We start from the raw sequence: 17,098 nt of genomic DNA, 5'->3' as shown, positions 1-17,098 counted from the left end.
ATGACCGCCCCGACGCCGCACAGCCGACCCCGAGTCGTCGATCTCGCGTTCTGGTGCTTCGTCGTCGGCGCGGTCGTCATGATCGTCGGCGGCCTGATGGCGTCCACCGCGGCATTCGACGCCGAACGCCTCCGGATCGCCGATGCCGACGCCTTCCTGGCGATCGTGCGGGGCACCGGCATCGGTGCGGTGCTCGTCGGTGGGGCCCTAGCTTTCCTCGCAGGCAAGGCGCGCCGCGGTGACGCCCGGTTCCACCGCGCCGCGCTGGCCCTCGCAGTGGCCGCGATCGTCGTGATCGTGATCATTGCGGGGTGGATCGGCGCGGTGCACCTGTTCATCCTCCTGTCCCTGCTCCCGCTGCTGATCGGGGTGCTGCTGTTCGTGCAGCCGTCGGCGCGGCGGTGGTTCCAGCAGCAGAAGGACGCGACGTGACGGAATCGACCCCCGAGCCCGAGGTGCTGTTCTACGAGCAGGGGGCCAGCTGGCTGTGGGTGCTGGCCGGCCCGGGGGCCGGGGTGGCGATGGCCCTGATCCAGATGTCCGCGGGCTACGGCATCCAGTGGGTGGTGCCGATCCTGTTCTTCGTCCTCGTCTCGTCGTTCCTCGCGATCCAGGTGAAGGCCGCCCGCATCCACACGTCGGTGGAGTTGACGACCGAGAGGCTGCGGCAGGGCACCGAGATCACGCTGACCGACGAGATCGTGCGCATCTACCCCGAGGCCAGTGGATCCGAGACGCCCAAGTGGCAGTACGCCCGCGCCCTGGGTGAGCTGACGGGCGTCCCGCGCGGACGTACCGGCATCGGCGTGCGGCTGACCAACGACCGGACCGCGCAGGCGTGGGCGCGCAAGCACCATCAGCTGCGCGCCGCGCTGACCAACCTGGTGGAGGAACGCATCCCCCCCGAGGCCACCTCGTGAGCGTCCGGGGCGAGCGAAGCGACGGGAGAAAGAACCGGCGCGCCGCCATCGAACTCTTCGTGGCCGTGCTCGCGGCCGTCGGCTGCGTGGTGGCGTGGCTGAACGCCGCCAGTGAGGTCGTCGTCGCTCCGGTGCTCGACGGTGAGCCGTTCACCATCTCCCACGTCTACTACGCACCGATGCTCACGCTGTCCCTGCTGCTGGCGACCGTCGCCGGGGTGCTTGCCACCCTCGGCATCGCGCGCCTGCGCCGCGGTCTCGCGAAACCGTCAGCACCGTAGTGTTTGGCGCCGCCTGACGACCGTGGCGGCGGTCTCGAAACCCCTTCCCTCCTCAACGGTGTGGGCCTCGCCACAACCACCTTGGTACAAAGTGCAGAATCTGTAACACTGTTGCGCATGACCGAGTTGGCGGATAAGAGCGGACACCTCGACAGTGCTCATACGGATGCCCTGCCGCTGGGGCCGCAGTCCCTGGTGTGGCGGTGGTTCGGTGACAACCGCATGTACCTGATCGGGCCGCGCCCGGCGGTGCTGCAGAACATGCTCGCCGAGCTGGGCCAGGGCGTGTACGACCACTCCACGTTCTTCGCCGACACCGCCGAGCGGCTCAAGCGCACGATCCCGCCGATCTTCAACACCGTCTACGGCTCGGACGACAACAACGCCGGCCTTCAGGTCCGCGATTTCCACCACCACGTCAAAGGCGAGATGCCCGACGATTACGGCGCTGAGGGTGCCCGCTACCACGCGCTGGATCCCGAGACGTACTTCTGGGCGCACGCCACCTTCGTCGAGCAGATCTACTACTTCGCCGACACCTTCGTGAAACGCCTGACCGACGCCGAGCGCGAGCAGATCTGGCTGGAATCCAAGACGTGGTACCGCCGCTACGGCGTCAGCGACCGCGTGATGCCCGCGACCTACGCCGAGTTCGAGCAGTACTGGGACCGGATGATGAACCAGGTCGTGGTCGCGCACCCGTCGGCCAAGTACGGCGTCGGCTATGTCACCAAGGGCTTCCCGAAGCCCAAGGCCGTTCACCCGCTCGTCTGGCGGCTCGTCGCGCCGGTGTTCAACCCCCTTGCCGCCTTCTTGACGACCGGCGGGTTGCCGCCCCGTGCCCGGATGTTGCTCGGCCTGCCGTGGACCGACAAGCAGGAACGCCGCTACCAGCGCTTCGCGGCCTTCTGGCGGTCGCGGCCGGTGAACTGGATCTGGGACCATCTGCCCATGGGGGTGCGTTACAGCGGTTACGCCGTCAAGGGCTATGCCCGCGGTTGACTCGGCGACACAGCAGATCCTCGACGCCGCCGTCGTCGAGTTCGAGCGGCACGGCTTCCGTCGCGTTGCGCTCGAAGACGTGGCGCGTCGCGCCGGTGTCAGCCGCACCACGATCTACCGGCGCTTCGCCAACAAGGACGAGCTCGTCGGCGCCGTCATCGAGCGCGAGAACGTCGCGCTCTTCGCCGACATCGCCAACGAGCTCAAAACCTCTGGGCCACAGTCGAACTACTACGTCGAAGCGTTCACGCTGTCGATACTGAAGTTCCGCAACCATCGCGTCCTGCATCAGATGATCACCGAGGAACCGGGGCTCGTGCTTGCGCTCGCCGGCCAGTACCACCGCGCCGCGATCGAGCGCATGGCCGAGGCGCTGCGGGTGATCTTCCCGCCGGGGTTCGCCGAGCGGATCGGCCCCGACGCGGTCGACGAGCTCGCCGACTGCATCCTGCGCTATGCCGCGATGGTGCTGCTGCTGCCCAGCGCGCAGCCGCTGGAGACGGCCGATGACATCCGCGCGTTCGCCCGCCGGCACTTCCTGCCCAGCCTGCCGGTGGCGCTGCGGGGGGTGCCCGCGTGACGTGGTGTGCCGGAGCAGGGTGTTTCGCAGATCACACTTTCGGGCAGCCCGCTACTCATGACACAGAACGAGACCGAGCAGCGCCAGCCCGGAGACAAGCCGGACGTCCAGCTCGAACACGTCACCGAGACACCCGATCCGGACAATCAGGAGCTCACCGAGAAACCGGAGATCACCGACGAGCACCGCGAAAAGGCCAAGGAGATGGCCAAGGCCTACTCCGACGACCTGAAGACCACGACGCTGCCGGGCAGCAGCGGCACCGTGTCGGGAACCTCCGTCACCGACTGGGTGGACGACGAGGACAAGGGCAAGATCGAGACGTCCGCAGACGAGGGCAACGTCGAATATCGCAACACCGAGGAGTTCCGCAAAAAGCTGGACGAGTGACGGTAGGCAGACAGCCGCAACGCTGTCTGCTACATCTAGAACCTGTGTCAGCGTTCGATCGGCTCGGCCGGACCGCGCCCGCCTTCGTGGACATGGCCCACTCGATCGTCTGGGCGTCGGTGGCGACGGTCGACGGCGACGGAAGGCCCCGCACGCGCATCCTCCATCCGTTCTGGGAGTGGGACGGCACCGACCTCTTCGGCTGGATCGCCACCGTGCCGTCGCCGGTCAAGCGGGCTCACCTTGCGGTGCACCCCGAGGTCTCGGTCAGCTACTGGGCACCCACACACGACACCTGCGCGGCGGAGTGCCTCGTCGAGTGGTACACCGACGATGACACCTGTGCCGCGGTGTGGGACAAATTCGCGACGGCCCCGGAGCCCGTCGGCTACGACCCGTCCATCATCCCGATGTGGAGGGACGGCCCGACGTCCGATGAGTTCGCCGTCCTGCGACTGACGCCGTACCGCCTGCGCGTGATGCCCGGCAGCATGATGACCCGCGGCGAGGGCGAAGTTCTGACTTGGAGTGATCACAGTGGTCGCCGGGACTGAGAGCAGCGTCGAGAGCCTGCCGCTGGCACCCAAGAATCCCCTGCCGTACCGACAGCTGCTGCGGCTGGTGCGCACGCTGGACACCGGCCAGCTCGGGGTCCGGGCGGCAGGCGGGCCGATCACGCGTGTGCAAGTCGCGCCGAAATGGCTGTTTCCGCCGTTCGTCGCGGTGTTCTCACCCGACGGCATCCGCGACGTGCTCGGCCGCAACGACGCCTTCTCCGAACGCTGCATCGTGCACGAGGAGGTGCAGGACATGGCCGGCGACAGCCTGTTCGTCCTGCCCAACGAACCCTGGCGTCCGCGCAAGCGCGCGTTGCAGCCGGTGTTCACCCGGCACAACGTCCGGTTGTTCGGCGGCCACATGTCCAAGGCCGCCCAGCGGTTCGTCGACGCGTGGTCCGGTGGCGGGGAGGTCGATCTCGACCTGGAATGCCGCCGCATCACCATGCAGTCGCTGGGCCGCTCGGTGCTGGGTGTCGATCTCAACGAGAGCGCCGACGTGATCGCCGAGCACATGCATGTCGCCTCCGGCTACACCGCCGATCGCGCCTTGCGCCCGATCCGGGCCCCGCGCTGGCTGCCGACCCCCGCGCGCAGGCGGGCCAAGCACGCGGTCGCCGAGATGCGCCGGGTGACCTCCGACATGCTGCAGGCCTGCCGCGACGACCCCGACCGGGACGCTCCGCTGGTGCGGGCGCTCATGGAGGCCAAGGATCCCGAGACCGGGCAGGGCCTCTCCGACGACGACATCTGCAACGACCTGCTCATCTTTATGCTGGCCGGGCACGACACCACCGCCACCGCGCTGACGTATGCGCTGTGGATCCTCGGTCACCATCCCGACATCCAGCGCCGCGTCGCCGCCGAGGTGGCCGCCCTCGGTGACCGCGAACTCGAACCCGCCGACGTCCCGCATTTGAGCTACACGATCCAGGTGCTGCACGAGGCGCTGCGGCTGTGTCCGCCCGCGGCGGGTGTGGGACGCCTCGCGGTGCGCGACATCGCCGTCGGAGGGCACCGTGTCGAGGCGGGCACGCTCGTGGCGGTCGGCATCTATGCGCTGCACCGCGACCCCGACCTCTGGCCGGACCCGGAGCGGTTCGACCCGGACCGCTTCAGCCCGGAGAACACCGCGGCGCGCGACCGCTGGCATTTCCTGCCGTTCGCAGGTGGTGCGCGGTCGTGTATCGGCGAGCATTTCGCCCGGCTGGAGACGACGCTCGCGCTCGCGACGGTCATTCGGAGCCTGGAGGTGACGTCGCTGGACGCGGACTTCGCGGTCGACGTGCCGTTCACGACGGTCGCGCACGGTCCGATCCGGGCGACGGTCCGCCCCCGCGGGTGATCGCACCGGCGTTCCACTACACCCTGTAGTTGACGCTTTTGACCCAGCTGGGAGACTGGTCGCATGAGCAGTACCGACCTGTCCGCGAAGCTGTTCGCCGACGCGTCCTCCGTCATCCCCGGCGGGGTCAACTCTCCGGTCCGGGCCTTCAACTCCGTGGGCGGGACGCCGCGGTTCATCACCTCGGCCAAGGGCTACTGGCTCACCGACGCCGACGGCAATCGCTACGTCGACCTCGTGTGTTCGTGGGGTCCGATGATCCTCGGGCACGCGCACCCGGCCGTCGTCGAAGCGGTGCAGCGGGTGGCCGCCGACGGACTGTCGTTCGGTGCGCCGACGCCGACGGAGTCGGAGTTGGCCCGCGAGATCATCGATCGCGTCGCACCCGTCGAGCGGGTCCGCCTGGTCAATTCCGGCACCGAGGCCACGATGAGCGCGATCCGGCTGGCCCGCGGCTTCACCGGTCGCGCGAAGATCGTGAAGTTCTCCGGCTGCTATCACGGCCACAGCGATGCCCTGCTCGCCGACGCCGGCTCTGGCGTCGCCACCCTCGGCCTGCCGTCCTCGCCCGGCGTGACCGGCGCGGCCGCCGCCGACACCATCGTGTTGCCGTACAACGATGTCGCCGCCCTCGAAGACACCTTCGGACAGTTCGGCGACCAGATCGCCTGCGTCATCACCGAGGCCAGCCCCGGCAACATGGGTACCGTGCCGCCGCTGCCGGGCTTCAACGCCGAGCTGCGGCGCATCACCTCCGCCCACGGCGCACTGCTGATCGTCGACGAGGTGATGACGGGCTTTCGCGTCAGCCGCGCCGGCTGGTACGGGGTGGATCCCGTCGATGCCGACCTGTTCACGTTCGGCAAGGTCATGAGCGGCGGGCTGCCCGCCGCGGCGTTCGGTGGCAGGGCCGAGGTGATGGGGCGGCTCGCACCGCTCGGACCGGTGTACCAAGCCGGCACGCTGTCCGGAAACCCTGTCGCGATGGCCGCGGGCCTGGCCACCCTGCGCGCCGCCGACGACGACGCCTACGCGACGCTCGATGCCAATGCCGACCGGCTGGTCGGGCTCATCGGCGATGCGCTGACCGAAGCCGGTGTGGCGCATCAGATCCCGCGCGCAGGCAACATGTTCAGCGTCTTCTTCGGCGCCGACCCGGTCACCGATTTCGCCTCGGCGAAGGCAACCGAGACATGGCGATTCCCCGCGTTCTTCCACGGTCTGCTCGACGCGGGCATCTATCCGCCGCCGAGCGCCTACGAAACCTGGTTCGTGTCAACAGCTCTGGATGATGATGCGTTCGACCGGATCGCCGCCGCACTTCCAGCTGCGGCGAAGGCTGCCGCGCAGGCCACCGCATGACGAACACGATCGTGCACGTCATGCGGCACGGCGAGGTGCACAACCCCGAAAAGATCCTCTACGGTCGGCTGCCCGACTACCACCTGTCCGAACGCGGTCAGGCCCAGGCCAGGGCCGTCGCCGACTGGCTTGCGTTGCGCGACATCACCCATGTCGTCGCGTCACCGCTGGAGCGCGCCCAGGAGACCGCCGCCCCGATCGCGGCCCGCAAGGGTCTCGTCGTGAACACCGACGACGAACTCATCGAGTCGGAGAACATCTTCCAGGGACAGAAGGTGTCCCCGGGTGACGGTGCGCTGCGCGACCCGCGCAACTGGTGGCATCTGCGCAACCCCCGCACACCGTCGTGGGGTGAGCCGTATACCCACATCGCGGCCAGGATGAAGCGGGCGGTGTACCGCGCCCGTGCGGCCGCCGACGGACACGAAGCGATCTGTGTGAGCCATCAGCTGCCCGTGGAGACGCTGCGGCGCGCGATGACCGACAAGCAACTGCACCACTTTCCGACGCGGCGCATGTGCAATCTCGCGTCGGTGACGTCGTTCTACTTTCACGGGGACTCCTATGTCGGCTGGGGATACTCGGAGCTGGCCGGGCAGTGATGCAGGTGGTGGCCATGGCGCGCACGCTGGTCGCAGCGTGCGCGGCTGTGGCGCTCGTTGCCGGATGTTCCACCGGCAGTGACGCTGTCGCGCAAGGCGGCACATTCGAGTTCGTCGCACCCGGCGGCCAGACCGACATCTTCTACGACCCTCCGCAGGACCGCGGCACACCGGGACCGCTGTCGGGTCCAGACCTGATGGACACCGACACGACGATCTCTCTCGACGATTTCGACGGCAAGGTCGTCGTCATCAACGTGTGGGGGCAGTGGTGCGCACCGTGCCGCACCGAGATCACCCAGCTACAGCAGGTGTACGAAGCCACCCGTGACAAGGGCGTGGCTTTCCTCGGAATCGACGTGCGGGACAACAACATCGACGCGCCGCGAGACTTCATCATCGATCGGGGGGTCACGTTCCCGTCGATCTACGACCCACCGATGCGCACGATGATCGCGTTCGGTGGGCGCTATCCGACGACGGTGATCCCGTCGACGGTGGTGCTCGACCGCGAGCACCGGGTGGCGGCGGTGTTCCTTCGCGAACTGCTCGCGCAGGATCTGCAACCCGTCGTCGAGCGACTGGCCTCCGAACGATGAACCTCGACCAGATCGACCAGTTGACCGCCACGGGGCCGCTGCTGCTGGCGATGGGGCTGGCCGCGCTGGCGGGTCTGGTGTCGTTCGCGTCGCCGTGCGTGGTGCCGCTGGTGCCCGGATACCTGTCGTACCTGGCCGCGGTCGTCGGTGTCGAGGACCTTCCGGGAGCGACCGTTGCCGTCAAGGGTGCGCGGCTTCGTGTCGCCGGTGCGGCGGGGCTTTTCGTCGCCGGCTTCACCGTCGTGTTCGTGCTCGGGACCGTCGCGGTGCTAGGCATGACGACCGCACTGATCACCAATCAGCTTCTGCTGCAACGTATCGGCGGTGTCGTCACGATCCTGATGGGTCTGGTGTTCATCGGGCTGGTGCCGGTGCTGCAGCGCGACACGCGCTTCACGCCGCGCCGGCTGTCCACCCTCGGCGGCGCCCCGCTGCTGGGTGCGGTGTTCGCGCTGGGCTGGACGCCGTGCCTGGGCCCGACGCTCACGGGGGTGATCGCGGTGGCCTCGGCCACCGAGGGCAGCAACGTCCTGCGCGGCGTGGTGCTGGTCATCGCGTACTGCCTCGGTCTGGGAATGCCGTTCGTACTGCTGGCTTTCGGCTCGGCGCGCGCTGTCGCGGGGCTGGGCTGGCTGCGCCGCAACACCCGCACCATTCAGATCGTCGGCGGCGTCCTGATGATCCTCGTCGGCGCCGCGCTGGTGACGGGGCTGTGGAACGACTTCGTCTCCTGGGTGCGTGATGCGTTCGTCAGCGACGTGAGGCTGCCGATCTGATGCGGCTCATCGCGCTCGTTCGCAACACCTGGCGCACCCTGACGTCGATGGGCACCGCGCTGGTGCTGCTGTTCCTGCTCGCGCTGGCCGCCATCCCCGGCGCACTGCTGCCGCAGCGCAGCCTCAACGAGTCCAACGTCGCCGAATACATCGCCGAATACCCGACTCTAGGTCCGTGGTTGGACAGGCTGCAGGCGTTCGACGTGTTCTCCAGTGTCTGGTTCACCGCGATCTACGTGCTGCTGTTCATCTCGCTGGTGGGTTGTCTGACACCACGATTCTTCGAGCACTTCCGCAGCCTGCGCGCGACGCCTGTTGCCGCGCCGCGGAATCTGAGCCGGCTGCCCAAGCACCATGAGGCCGAGGTTCGCGGCCACGACGTCGCCCCGATGGCGGCGGCCGTCGAGGACCACCTTCGCGGCTGGCGTCGCACCGCCCGCCAGATGGACGGGATCACGGAGATTTCGGCGGAGAAGGGCTACCTGCGGGAGTTCGGCAACATCGTCTTCCACTTCTCGCTGCTCGGCCTGCTCGTCGCGATCGCCGCGGGCAAGCTGTTCAGCTACGAGGGCAACGTCATCGTGATCGCCGACGGCGGTCCGGGTTTCTGCAGCGCCTCGCCCGCGGCGTTCGACTCGTTCCGGGCGGGCAACACCGTCGACGGCACCTCGCTGTATCCGATGTGCATCCGGGTCAACAACTTCAAGGCCACCTATATGGAGAACGGTCAGGCGGTGGGTTTCCAGGCCGACATCGACTACCAGGCCGGTGACGACCTGACCTCCGGCACCTGGAATCCGTACCTGCTCAAGGTCAACGAGCCGCTGCGCGTCGGGGGTGACCGCGTCTACCTCCAGGGTCACGGCTACGCCCCGACCTTCACCGTGACCTTCCCCGATGGGCAGACCCGCACACAGACCCTGCAGTGGCGCCCCGAGGATCAGGTCACCTTCCTGTCGTCGGGCGCGATGCGCTTCGACCCGCCCGGTGGCACGTACGCCGACGAACGGGAGCGTCGCAAGAACCAGATCGCGATCCAGGGGCTGTTCGCACCCACGGCATCCCTTCACGGCACGCTGCTGTCGTCCAGCTTCCCCGAGATGCAGGACCCCGCTGTCGCCGTCGACATCTACAAGGGTGACACCGGTCTGGACACCGGCCGGCCGCAGTCGGTGTTCTCCCTGGACGAACGGATGATCGGTCAGGGCCGCCTGACGAAGATGGCGCGGGTCAACCTCGATGCCGGCCAGGACACCCGCCTTGAGGACGGCACCGTCGTGCGCTTCGACGGCGCGGTTCCGTTCGTCAACCTCCAGGTCTCCCACGACCCCGCGCAGATCTGGGTGCTGGTCTTCTCGATGACGATGATGGGCGGGCTTCTGGTGTCGCTGATCGTTCGGCGCCGACGCGTCTGGGTGCGGCTCTCTCCGGGACCTGCGGGTACGGTGAACGTCGAGCTGGGCGGCCTGGCCCGCACCGACAACTCGGGGTGGGGTGACGAGTTCGAGCGGTTGACGTCGCGGATTCTCACCGGGATCGAGCAGGCCGCACCGGCGGAGCGAGAGAAGAAAGCGGATCTTTCATGAGCACGACCATCGACATCGGGCTGGCCCGCTACTCCGACTGGGCGTTCACGTCGTCCGTGCTGGTGCTGCTCGCGGCACTGTTGCTGTTCGCCGTCGAGCTCGCCTACAACCGCAGCCGCAAGGTCGAGAACCGCGAGCTGGTCAACGCGGGCCGGGTGACCGGTGACAGTGCCGGGCCCGGCATCGTCGCCGACACCCCGCGCCGCCCGTTGGACGAGCGCCTCGGCTCGGCGGGCATGGCGCTCACCTACGTCGGGATAGGTCTGCTGCTGGCCTGCATCGTGCTGCGCGGGCTGTCCACCTCGCGGGTCCCGTGGGGCAACATGTACGAGTTCATCAACCTCACGTCGTTCTGCGGTCTGGTCGCGGCGGCGTGGGTGCTGCGCAAAGCCCAGTACCGCTCGTTGTGGGTGTTCGTCCTCGTCCCCGTGCTGATCCTGCTGACGGTGTCGGGCAAGTGGCTCTACTCGCATGCCGCGCCGGTGATGCCCGCGTTGCAGTCCTACTGGCTGCCGATCCACGTGTCGGTCGTCAGCCTGGGCTCGGGGGTATTCCTGGTGGCCGGCGTGGCCAGCATCCTGTTCCTGGTGAAGATGTCGAAGCTCGGCAACGCGGACCGCACCGACGGGATCGGGCGCATCGTGGGCAAGCTGCCCGACGCCCAGACGCTCGACAGGATCGCCTATCGCACAACCATCTTCGCGTTCCCGGTGTTCGGCTTCGGGGTCATCTTCGGCGCCATCTGGGCCGAGGAGGCGTGGGGTCGCTACTGGGGCTGGGATCCCAAGGAGACGGTGTCGTTCATCGCGTGGGTCATCTACGCGGCCTACCTGCACGCCCGCTCGACCGCGGGATGGCGGGACAAGAAGGCGGCGTGGATCAACATCGCCGGGTTCGTCGCAATGGTCTTCAACCTGTTCTTCATCAACCTGGTGACCGTGGGCCTGCACTCGTATGCGGGCGTCGGCTGACCGTACGAAGGGACGTGACGGTTGTCTGACGTGCCGGGCGGGTTTCGGGCACAGCAACGGTTCTCTGACCCCATGGCGCCCATCCCTGCCGAGTGGACGGCGCCGACTCCCCCCGAAGGCGCTCCACCGATCGTCACGGTCGCTCCGCCGCCGAGCAAGGAACTCGTTCCCTACCTCGACCCGTCGGCGGTCGCCCTGCTGCGCACCACCCCCGCGTCACCCTCGGCGGGGTGGCGCAAGTGGGTCTACCGCGGTTCGGGCCGGCTGATCAACCTGGGGGAGAGCCCCAGGGTAGTCCGCCACAACGGTCTCGTCACCCGTGTTCAGCGCCCGCTCAGGAGCGCCTACCGGATCGCGATGCTGTCGCAGAAGGGCGGGGTGGGGAAAACGACCATCACGGCCACCCTTGGTGCGACGTTCGCGGCACATCGCGGCGATCGCGTGATCGCCGTCGACGCCAATCCCGACCGCGGCACGCTGAGCCAGAAAGTGCCGTTGGAGACCGCGGCGACAGTGCGCCATCTGCTCCGTGACGCCGAGGGGATCTCGGCCTACAGCGATGTCCGCCACTACACCTCGCAGGGGCCCAGCCGCCTGGAGGTGCTGGCGTCGGAAAGTGATCCCGCGGTGTCGGAGGCGTTCTCGGCCGAGGACTACGCGCGGGCCGTGGAGGTGCTCGAGCGCTTCTACAGTGTGGTGCTCACCGACTGCGGCACCGGCATGCTGCACTCGGCGATGTCGGCTGTCATCGACAAGGCCGACGTTCTCGTGGTGATCAGTTCGGGGTCGGTGGACGGAGCGCGCAGCGCGTCGGCCACGTTGGACTGGCTCGATGCCCACGGCCACCAGGATCTGGTCCGCAACTCCATCGCCGTGATCAACGGCGTGCGGCCCGCAGGTAAGCGAGGCGTCAAAGGCTCCGGAAAGGGCACTGCGAAGGTCGATCTCACAAAGGTGACCGACCATTTCGCGCGGCGCTGCCGCGCGGTGTGTCAGGTTCCGTTCGACCCTCACCTCGAGGAAGGCGCCGAGATCAGCCTCGACCGCCTGCGCGCAGAGACCCGAGAGTCGTTGTTGGAGTTGGCTGCTGTTGTCGCGGACGGGTTCCCAGGGGCAAGCCGTTCTGCCGACCCGGCGGGTTAACGGTCGGGTCTTACGCAGTCACGCCTCGTCAGGACCTCGGCTGGTCGTCGCGCGGATTGATCCGGCGCAGGAAATCCGGATCGTCGTCGGGTCCGATGGTCCGGGTGCGCGGTCGTTTCGCGTTCATCCGGGCCAGTCGCCAAACGGTGTAGACCACTGCGGCCAAGACAAGAATCAGGAGCAGATAAGCCACTCAAAACCTCCTTCCTGTCAATATACGCGTCATCGGTAGGCTCAGATTCGTGTCCGAAGACCCGCGGCCCGCATCCCGGCCCTATCTCGACGTGCTGGCCTATGTGGTGGCACGGCTGCTGCTCGTGGCGGTGGTGACGGCAGCGATTCTGGGGGTCGGACACCTGATCGGGATTCGCGAGTTTCCGGTCGTCGTGGCTTTGCTCTTCGCCATCGTGATCGCCCTTCCGCTGGGCATCTGGGTGTTCAGTCCGCTGCGCCGGCGCGCGACCGCGAGCATCGCGGCGATGGACGCGCGGCGACGCCGTGACCGTGAGCAGCTCCAGGCGCGGCTGCGCGGAGGTGGCGCCGGAGACGGTACGGGGACGGCGAATCGCGACGCCGACGGCGGCACGGCGGGCACCTGACGCCGCATGACGAATTCGTAAAGTGGCGGCTTAGCTGCGTTTCGTGGTGGGTAAACCGAAATGCATGACTAAGCCGCAGGTCATGACCCGTCCCAGAGGCATGACGAGCCCCATAGGTATCAGTAGCCCCAGACGCATGATCGGCCAGCGCCTCTACAAGCGCTGGATCGACGAACTGTGGGCAGGCCATCGCATTGCGCCGCAGCTGGTGACGCCCGATTTCGTTGGGCATTGGCCGACGCACGACGTCCGCGGGCCGGACGAACTGCAGACCGCCGTCGACCGCACCCGCACCACGCTCAAGGAGTTGGTATTCGTCGTCGACGTGGGACCCATCGTCGACGGCGACATGGTTGCTGCTCGTTGGATCGCCACAGGGTCGGGCAGGGATGGGCCTGCGCGGTTCACCGGCAACGATCTACTGCGCATTTCCAACGGCAGGATCGCCGAATACTGGACCAGCACCGCGCGCGCCTAGCGGCAGGACGTCATCCTGCCGCGTCCCGCAGCACCTGGCGCAGCACCTCCAGCGGATCGCCGCCGATATCGAGGCGACGGGGATCCTGGGGCGCGTCGGGGTCGACCGCGGCGGCGGGTGGCGGGGCAGGCGCCTCAGGTGCCGCCGGTGGCGGCGGGGACGGTGGTGCGAGGGGTGCCACCGTCCCCAGACCGGCGATCTTGGCGCGGACGCGCGCCTCGGCGTCCTGACGGACGGCCTGTCGTCGCGGATCGGGGTCCGAGTTACCCGCGAAACAGCCGGACGGGGCCTCGGCGATGACGGTCAGCGATGTTTCGTAGGTCTGCCGGGCCTCGTCCAGCCTGGCCTCCCATGCATCGATGTCACCTTGGCGCTCCGTGACGAGTTGCAGATTCACCCGCACCGGACACGACTGTGCCGCATCGGTGTTCGCGAGTGCCGCCTTGAAGTGCGCCTGTGCGTCATCCAACCGGTCCTCGAGCACGGCGAGCCCGCCTGCCGCCCACTGCGCGTTCGCGGGCTCCACGATGTTGAGCATCTGAAGTATCGACACGTCGTCGCGTAGTGCGCCGATGTCGCCCGCGGCGAAGTTCTCCCGGGCCGAGTCTCCCACCACGGCGACCGAGATCAGTTTTGCGCCGAGGACGACGGCTGCGATCGTCGGTAACGCGGACAGCGCGAGCAACCGTCGGCGCGTTCGTATCCGGGCGGGGACTCGGCTCACGGCAGGACCTCCGTACGGGTGGCTCTGGCTTGACGGAGGTCTCGCGCGGTCAGGTAGATCTCGGGCAGCAGCAGAAGCGACGCCAGGATCATCAAGACCCAATAGAGTTCGGTGCGCTCCTGCCCCGCTACCGGATCGGCAGAGCCCGCCTGGTTCGATGTGCCGTCGGCGCGGGGGAGGGCTTCGCCGGGTGTGCGCTGGATGTAGGGGAGTCCGAGTTGGCCTGCGATGGACCGCAACGTGTTCTCGCCGGGGCCCGGGCCGTACCCGAAGACGGCGCCACCGTCCACAGCAGGAGTGTCGAAAATGCCCTGCGGCACCGTCGACTGCCCGGCGCCCGAACCGAGGTAGTACACCAGGTTGTCGGCCTGCGGAAACTGTTGCCCCGCCGAGATCAGTTGGTAGCGAAGCACATTGGCGGCAGCTCCGGCATTGGCCTCGGTGCTGTCGACACCGGGGTACGGGTTGAGCGCCTCGACGACGGGCACCAGACTCCACGCGTCCGCGGAGAGGGGCCAGTCGATCGCGGGCCGCGCCGCGAACGATATGACGGCGAACCTCGCGCTGGGGTGCGCGTCCATCACCGCCTCGATGTCGTCCCGGATGCCCGACATTCGGGACGCGCCACCGAAATCGGTGATCGCCGAATCGGCGGACCGGTCGACCAGGAAGTACACATTGGCGCCGGTCTGCGACGCCTGCGCAGGCGCGGTGTCGGCCGCCGATCCCGTCACCGGGCGTGCGGCGGCGAGAAGCACCAGCAGCATCGCCGCAGTGGTCAGCGCCCACCGCAGCACCGCGTGACGGCCCGTTCGCCCGGCAGGCCGAAGCGACAGCAGGCGCAGCGTGATCAGGGCGACGGCCGCGAACGCCAGCACCAGCGGGGGCAGCACGGGATCAAACGTCATCGCCGCACCGCCAGCAGTGAGACACCCAACAGCGCTGACAACGCGAGCGCGGCGATGATGGCGGCCGCGGGAGCATCCTGTCGCGCGTCGGCACGATCCTCGGGTCCCGGCGGTGCCGAAGCGCGGATCGCGTCGAGGTGGCCGTCGACGTCGGCGGCGTCGAATCGAAAGAACCGTCCCCCTGTCGCGTCGGCGGCAGTACTCAACGAGGCGGTGTCGCGTCCCGGTGTCGCGATGGCGTTGATCTGCGCACCGGCCCGTCGGGCCATGTCGATGACCTGGGCGTCGGTGTAGAGCGACGGTGTGGTGTCGCCGGGAGGACGCAGCGCGCCGGGTCCCACATAGATGAGCGATCGCCGGGTGTCGCTGGTGGTCTGAAAGTCCGGAAAGCCGGTCAGGCACAACGCGAGTGCGTCGGCCACGGTAGGGGAGTAGTCGTCGTACTCGACGGGGGCGATGAATGCGGGCGCTGTCGGGGCGTCGCGCGCGAAGTCGCCCAGCCGACCGGCGGCGAACTGGTAGTCACGCGTCAACGGAAGCAGCCGCCGGTTCAGCGACGTCAGTCCGATGCGTTCGGATCCGTAGGTGGTGGCCTGCCGCGCGAAGTATCGGAGGACGTCTCTGGTGGCTTGGTCGTCCGCGGGTCCGGCGGCGCACAGCATGATGTCATCGCGGGGCGCAGAAGCCTCGGCGCCCGAGAATGTTCCGACGGGGCGGGCGCCGGCCAGAACGGTCGCCGCACACAGCAGGATCAGCAGCGTGATGGCCACGGCCGCGGCCCGCATCTGTCGACGCACCACTGCCCGGTATTCGGGCAGCCGGGTCAGTCGGGCCGTGTTGGCCAGGGGCAGCTGGCGGTCCTGCCTGCCCTTGATCGGCACCAGCACCGCCAGCGCGATCGCCAGGATCACGGCGCCCAGTCCGGCGGCCGCGACGGGCCACCACGTCAACTCCACGAGCGGATCAGTTCTTCGGTCTCATCGCCCAGGCGGCCGACGTCCGCCGACGAGGCCCTGTCGAACTGCGCGCTGCCGAGAGCCTCCAGCATCGGCGCCGCAGGCGCGAGATCGCTTGCGGCGATGGTGCGTAACTGCATGTACTGGGCGCGGGTGCCGGTGGCCTGGTGGAGGAAGCTGCGCAGCGTGCAACTCAGCGCCGCGCTGGCCTGCTCCGCGGACAATTCCCCGTCGCGGTGGCGTTGCGTGATCGACCGGACCGTCTTCGCGAACCGGTACCGGAGCAGCCGCGCGTGTGCTTCCTCGACACCGGGAATCCGACGGAGCCGGTGCGACGGCATGGTGACGACGAGAACCAGCGCGTACCAAGCGATGACGAGGACGAGCAACGCCAGCCCCAGCCACAGCCACAGCAGCGAGTAGCCGGGCGGACCGCTGACGAACTCGAGCAGATCATCCGGCACGGGACCACACCCTGGTCATGTCGCCGACGGCCCGGCGGATCTGGCCCGACCCCGATACGACCGTGTGGGGCACGGCATGCGATGTCAGGATCTCGGTGAGCAGCCTGCCGCGACGCTCCTGGGCCCGCTCATAGGCGGCGATGACGCGGGGGTCCATCGCGGCAGGGCCGAGCACCGGCTTGCCGGTGGCGACGTCGTAGCCGCCGTCCTTCACGCCGGCCGCGGGCATGTCCGCGACCATCGCCCACATCACGTCATGCCGCGACGCCAGCCGCCTCAGCGCGTCGTCGAGCCTGTCGCCGGGCTCCGGCTCGTCGGACACCACGACGATCATCATCGAATGTCGGTAATGCGTTGCCACATAAGTCAACTGGGCGACGATGTCACTCGGTCCGTGCTGGCCGGCGTGGCTCTGGTAGCTGGTCAGCATGCTCTCGATGTGGTTCTCCCCGCGGCTCTGGCGAACCCGCAGGCTGCCGCGGGCGTCGCCGTAGACCATCCCGATCTCATCGGATCGGCCCAGCGTGATCAGCCCGATCGTGCCCAGAACATGAAGAGCCACTTCGCATTTGCGTTCACCATCGGGTGCGAGCGCCACCATGTTGCGCCCGGCGTCGGCGACCAGCAGCACCTTGTGGTGCTTTTCGGAGACGAACCGCTTGATCAGCACGCTCGCCGAGCGGGCGGAGGCCTTCCAGTCGATGTCGCGTACGTCGTCACCGGGAACGTAGGGCCGCAGTTCGTCGAACTCCATGCTGCGGGTGTGCAACAGCGCGTGCCGGCCCCCTTCGAGCATGCCGCGGGTATCGGTGCCGAAAAACGTTCTGGCCCTGTTGAGATGCTTGCCCAATCTAC

At 68.1% G+C, this 17,098-nt stretch carries 23 protein-coding genes; 17 read left to right on the top strand and 6 right to left on the bottom strand.

The window, feature by feature from the left end:
• From ACAG24_RS10285 to ACAG24_RS10215, 15 genes are all read left to right on the top strand, one after another.
• Window positions 1–432 carry a hypothetical protein gene (locus ACAG24_RS10285; RefSeq protein ID WP_370471936.1) on the top strand — a complete coding sequence of 144 codons (432 nt, stop codon included), beginning with the start codon at window positions 1–3 and terminating at the stop codon, window positions 430–432.
• A complete protein-coding gene (mce1N, locus tag ACAG24_RS10280) occupies window positions 429–920 on the top strand; it encodes a transport-regulating membrane protein Mce1N (RefSeq protein WP_370471937.1) in 492 nt (163 codons plus the stop codon). The genes ACAG24_RS10285 and mce1N overlap by 4 nt, the downstream gene beginning before the upstream one ends.
• Window positions 917–1,201 carry a hypothetical protein gene (locus ACAG24_RS10275; protein ID WP_370471938.1) on the top strand — a complete coding sequence of 95 codons (285 nt, stop codon included), beginning with the start codon at window positions 917–919 and terminating at the stop codon, window positions 1,199–1,201. The genes mce1N and ACAG24_RS10275 overlap by 4 nt, the downstream gene beginning before the upstream one ends.
• A 117-nt stretch (window positions 1,202–1,318) precedes the next feature.
• Window positions 1,319–2,203, top strand: coding sequence for an oxygenase MpaB family protein (locus ACAG24_RS10270; protein ID WP_370471939.1), 885 nt, complete (start codon window positions 1,319–1,321; stop codon window positions 2,201–2,203).
• A complete protein-coding gene (locus ACAG24_RS10265; RefSeq protein WP_370471940.1) occupies window positions 2,190–2,783 on the top strand; it encodes a TetR/AcrR family transcriptional regulator in 594 nt (197 codons plus the stop codon). The genes ACAG24_RS10270 and ACAG24_RS10265 overlap by 14 nt, the downstream gene beginning before the upstream one ends.
• Window positions 2,784–2,840: 57 nt before the next feature.
• Complete coding sequence (locus tag ACAG24_RS10260; RefSeq protein WP_370471941.1) at window positions 2,841–3,173, top strand: hypothetical protein; 333 nt, start codon at window positions 2,841–2,843, stop codon at window positions 3,171–3,173.
• Between the two features lie 92 nt (window positions 3,174–3,265).
• Window positions 3,266–3,727, top strand: coding sequence for a pyridoxamine 5'-phosphate oxidase family protein (locus tag ACAG24_RS10255; RefSeq protein ID WP_370472615.1), 462 nt, complete (start codon window positions 3,266–3,268; stop codon window positions 3,725–3,727).
• A complete protein-coding gene (locus ACAG24_RS10250) occupies window positions 3,711–5,075 on the top strand; it encodes a cytochrome P450 (RefSeq protein ID WP_370471942.1) in 1,365 nt (454 codons plus the stop codon). Before ACAG24_RS10255 ends, ACAG24_RS10250 begins: the two co-directional genes overlap by 17 nt.
• A 63-nt stretch (window positions 5,076–5,138) precedes the next feature.
• Window positions 5,139–6,437 (top strand): glutamate-1-semialdehyde 2,1-aminomutase, encoded by a 1,299-nt coding sequence (gene hemL, locus ACAG24_RS10245; protein WP_370471943.1) that lies wholly within the window; start codon window positions 5,139–5,141, stop codon window positions 6,435–6,437.
• Window positions 6,434–7,039 carry a histidine phosphatase family protein gene (locus ACAG24_RS10240; RefSeq protein WP_370471944.1) on the top strand — a complete coding sequence of 202 codons (606 nt, stop codon included), beginning with the start codon at window positions 6,434–6,436 and terminating at the stop codon, window positions 7,037–7,039. The genes hemL and ACAG24_RS10240 overlap by 4 nt, the downstream gene beginning before the upstream one ends.
• Window positions 7,040–7,053: 14 nt before the next feature.
• The gene (locus ACAG24_RS10235) at window positions 7,054–7,638 is read left to right on the top strand and encodes a TlpA disulfide reductase family protein (RefSeq protein ID WP_370471945.1); all 585 of its coding nucleotides are present in this window, start codon (window positions 7,054–7,056) and stop codon (window positions 7,636–7,638) included.
• Window positions 7,635–8,414, top strand: a complete 780-nt coding sequence (locus ACAG24_RS10230) for a cytochrome c biogenesis CcdA family protein (protein WP_370471946.1) — start codon at window positions 7,635–7,637, stop codon at window positions 8,412–8,414. Before ACAG24_RS10235 ends, ACAG24_RS10230 begins: the two co-directional genes overlap by 4 nt.
• Window positions 8,414–10,000 (top strand): cytochrome c biogenesis protein ResB, encoded by a 1,587-nt coding sequence (gene resB, locus ACAG24_RS10225; protein ID WP_370471947.1) that lies wholly within the window; start codon window positions 8,414–8,416, stop codon window positions 9,998–10,000. Before ACAG24_RS10230 ends, resB begins: the two co-directional genes overlap by 1 nt.
• Window positions 9,997–10,971 carry a c-type cytochrome biogenesis protein CcsB gene (gene ccsB / locus ACAG24_RS10220; protein ID WP_370471948.1) on the top strand — a complete coding sequence of 325 codons (975 nt, stop codon included), beginning with the start codon at window positions 9,997–9,999 and terminating at the stop codon, window positions 10,969–10,971. The genes resB and ccsB overlap by 4 nt, the downstream gene beginning before the upstream one ends.
• Before the next feature lie 72 nt (window positions 10,972–11,043).
• Complete coding sequence (locus ACAG24_RS10215; RefSeq protein WP_370471949.1) at window positions 11,044–12,114, top strand: MinD/ParA family ATP-binding protein; 1,071 nt, start codon at window positions 11,044–11,046, stop codon at window positions 12,112–12,114.
• Window positions 12,115–12,142: 28 nt separating this feature from the next.
• Here ACAG24_RS10215 and ACAG24_RS10210 read toward each other — a convergent pair whose 3' ends face one another.
• The gene (locus ACAG24_RS10210) at window positions 12,143–12,307 is read right to left on the bottom strand and encodes a hypothetical protein (RefSeq protein WP_370471950.1); all 165 of its coding nucleotides are present in this window, start codon (window positions 12,305–12,307) and stop codon (window positions 12,143–12,145) included.
• Between the two features lie 49 nt (window positions 12,308–12,356).
• On the opposite strand from ACAG24_RS10210, the gene ACAG24_RS10205 reads away from it, so the two are divergent.
• Together ACAG24_RS10205 and ACAG24_RS10200 are read left to right on the top strand one after the other, a co-directional pair.
• Window positions 12,357–12,713 carry a DUF4229 domain-containing protein gene (locus ACAG24_RS10205; RefSeq protein WP_370471951.1) on the top strand — a complete coding sequence of 119 codons (357 nt, stop codon included), beginning with the start codon at window positions 12,357–12,359 and terminating at the stop codon, window positions 12,711–12,713.
• A gap of 64 nt (window positions 12,714–12,777) precedes the next feature.
• Window positions 12,778–13,191 (top strand): ester cyclase, encoded by a 414-nt coding sequence (locus ACAG24_RS10200; RefSeq protein WP_370471952.1) that lies wholly within the window; start codon window positions 12,778–12,780, stop codon window positions 13,189–13,191.
• 10 nt (window positions 13,192–13,201) lie between these two features.
• Here ACAG24_RS10200 and ACAG24_RS10195 read toward each other — a convergent pair whose 3' ends face one another.
• Genes ACAG24_RS10195 through ACAG24_RS10175 form a run of 5 tightly spaced genes read right to left on the bottom strand, consistent with a single transcriptional unit; the run spans window position 13,202 to window position 17,093 of the window.
• Window positions 13,202–13,915, bottom strand: coding sequence for a hypothetical protein (locus ACAG24_RS10195; protein ID WP_370471953.1), 714 nt, complete (start codon window positions 13,913–13,915; stop codon window positions 13,202–13,204).
• Window positions 13,912–14,823 (bottom strand): vWA domain-containing protein, encoded by a 912-nt coding sequence (locus ACAG24_RS10190; protein WP_370471954.1) that lies wholly within the window; start codon window positions 14,821–14,823, stop codon window positions 13,912–13,914. Before ACAG24_RS10190 ends, ACAG24_RS10195 begins: the two co-directional genes overlap by 4 nt.
• Window positions 14,820–15,779, bottom strand: coding sequence for a vWA domain-containing protein (locus ACAG24_RS10185; protein ID WP_370471955.1), 960 nt, complete (start codon window positions 15,777–15,779; stop codon window positions 14,820–14,822). Before ACAG24_RS10185 ends, ACAG24_RS10190 begins: the two co-directional genes overlap by 4 nt.
• Window positions 15,770–16,243 carry a hypothetical protein gene (locus ACAG24_RS10180; RefSeq protein ID WP_370471956.1) on the bottom strand — a complete coding sequence of 158 codons (474 nt, stop codon included), beginning with the start codon at window positions 16,241–16,243 and terminating at the stop codon, window positions 15,770–15,772. The genes ACAG24_RS10185 and ACAG24_RS10180 overlap by 10 nt, the downstream gene beginning before the upstream one ends.
• A complete protein-coding gene (locus ACAG24_RS10175; RefSeq protein ID WP_370471957.1) occupies window positions 16,233–17,093 on the bottom strand; it encodes a DUF58 domain-containing protein in 861 nt (286 codons plus the stop codon). Before ACAG24_RS10175 ends, ACAG24_RS10180 begins: the two co-directional genes overlap by 11 nt.
• Between the last annotated feature and the right edge of the window lie 5 nt (window positions 17,094–17,098).

The organism is Mycobacterium bulgaricum (genome assembly GCF_041287165.2).
In the GTDB taxonomy this organism is placed as follows: domain Bacteria; phylum Actinomycetota; class Actinomycetes; order Mycobacteriales; family Mycobacteriaceae; genus Mycobacterium; species Mycobacterium bulgaricum.
This window is presented reverse-complemented; position numbering and strand designations above follow the sequence as displayed.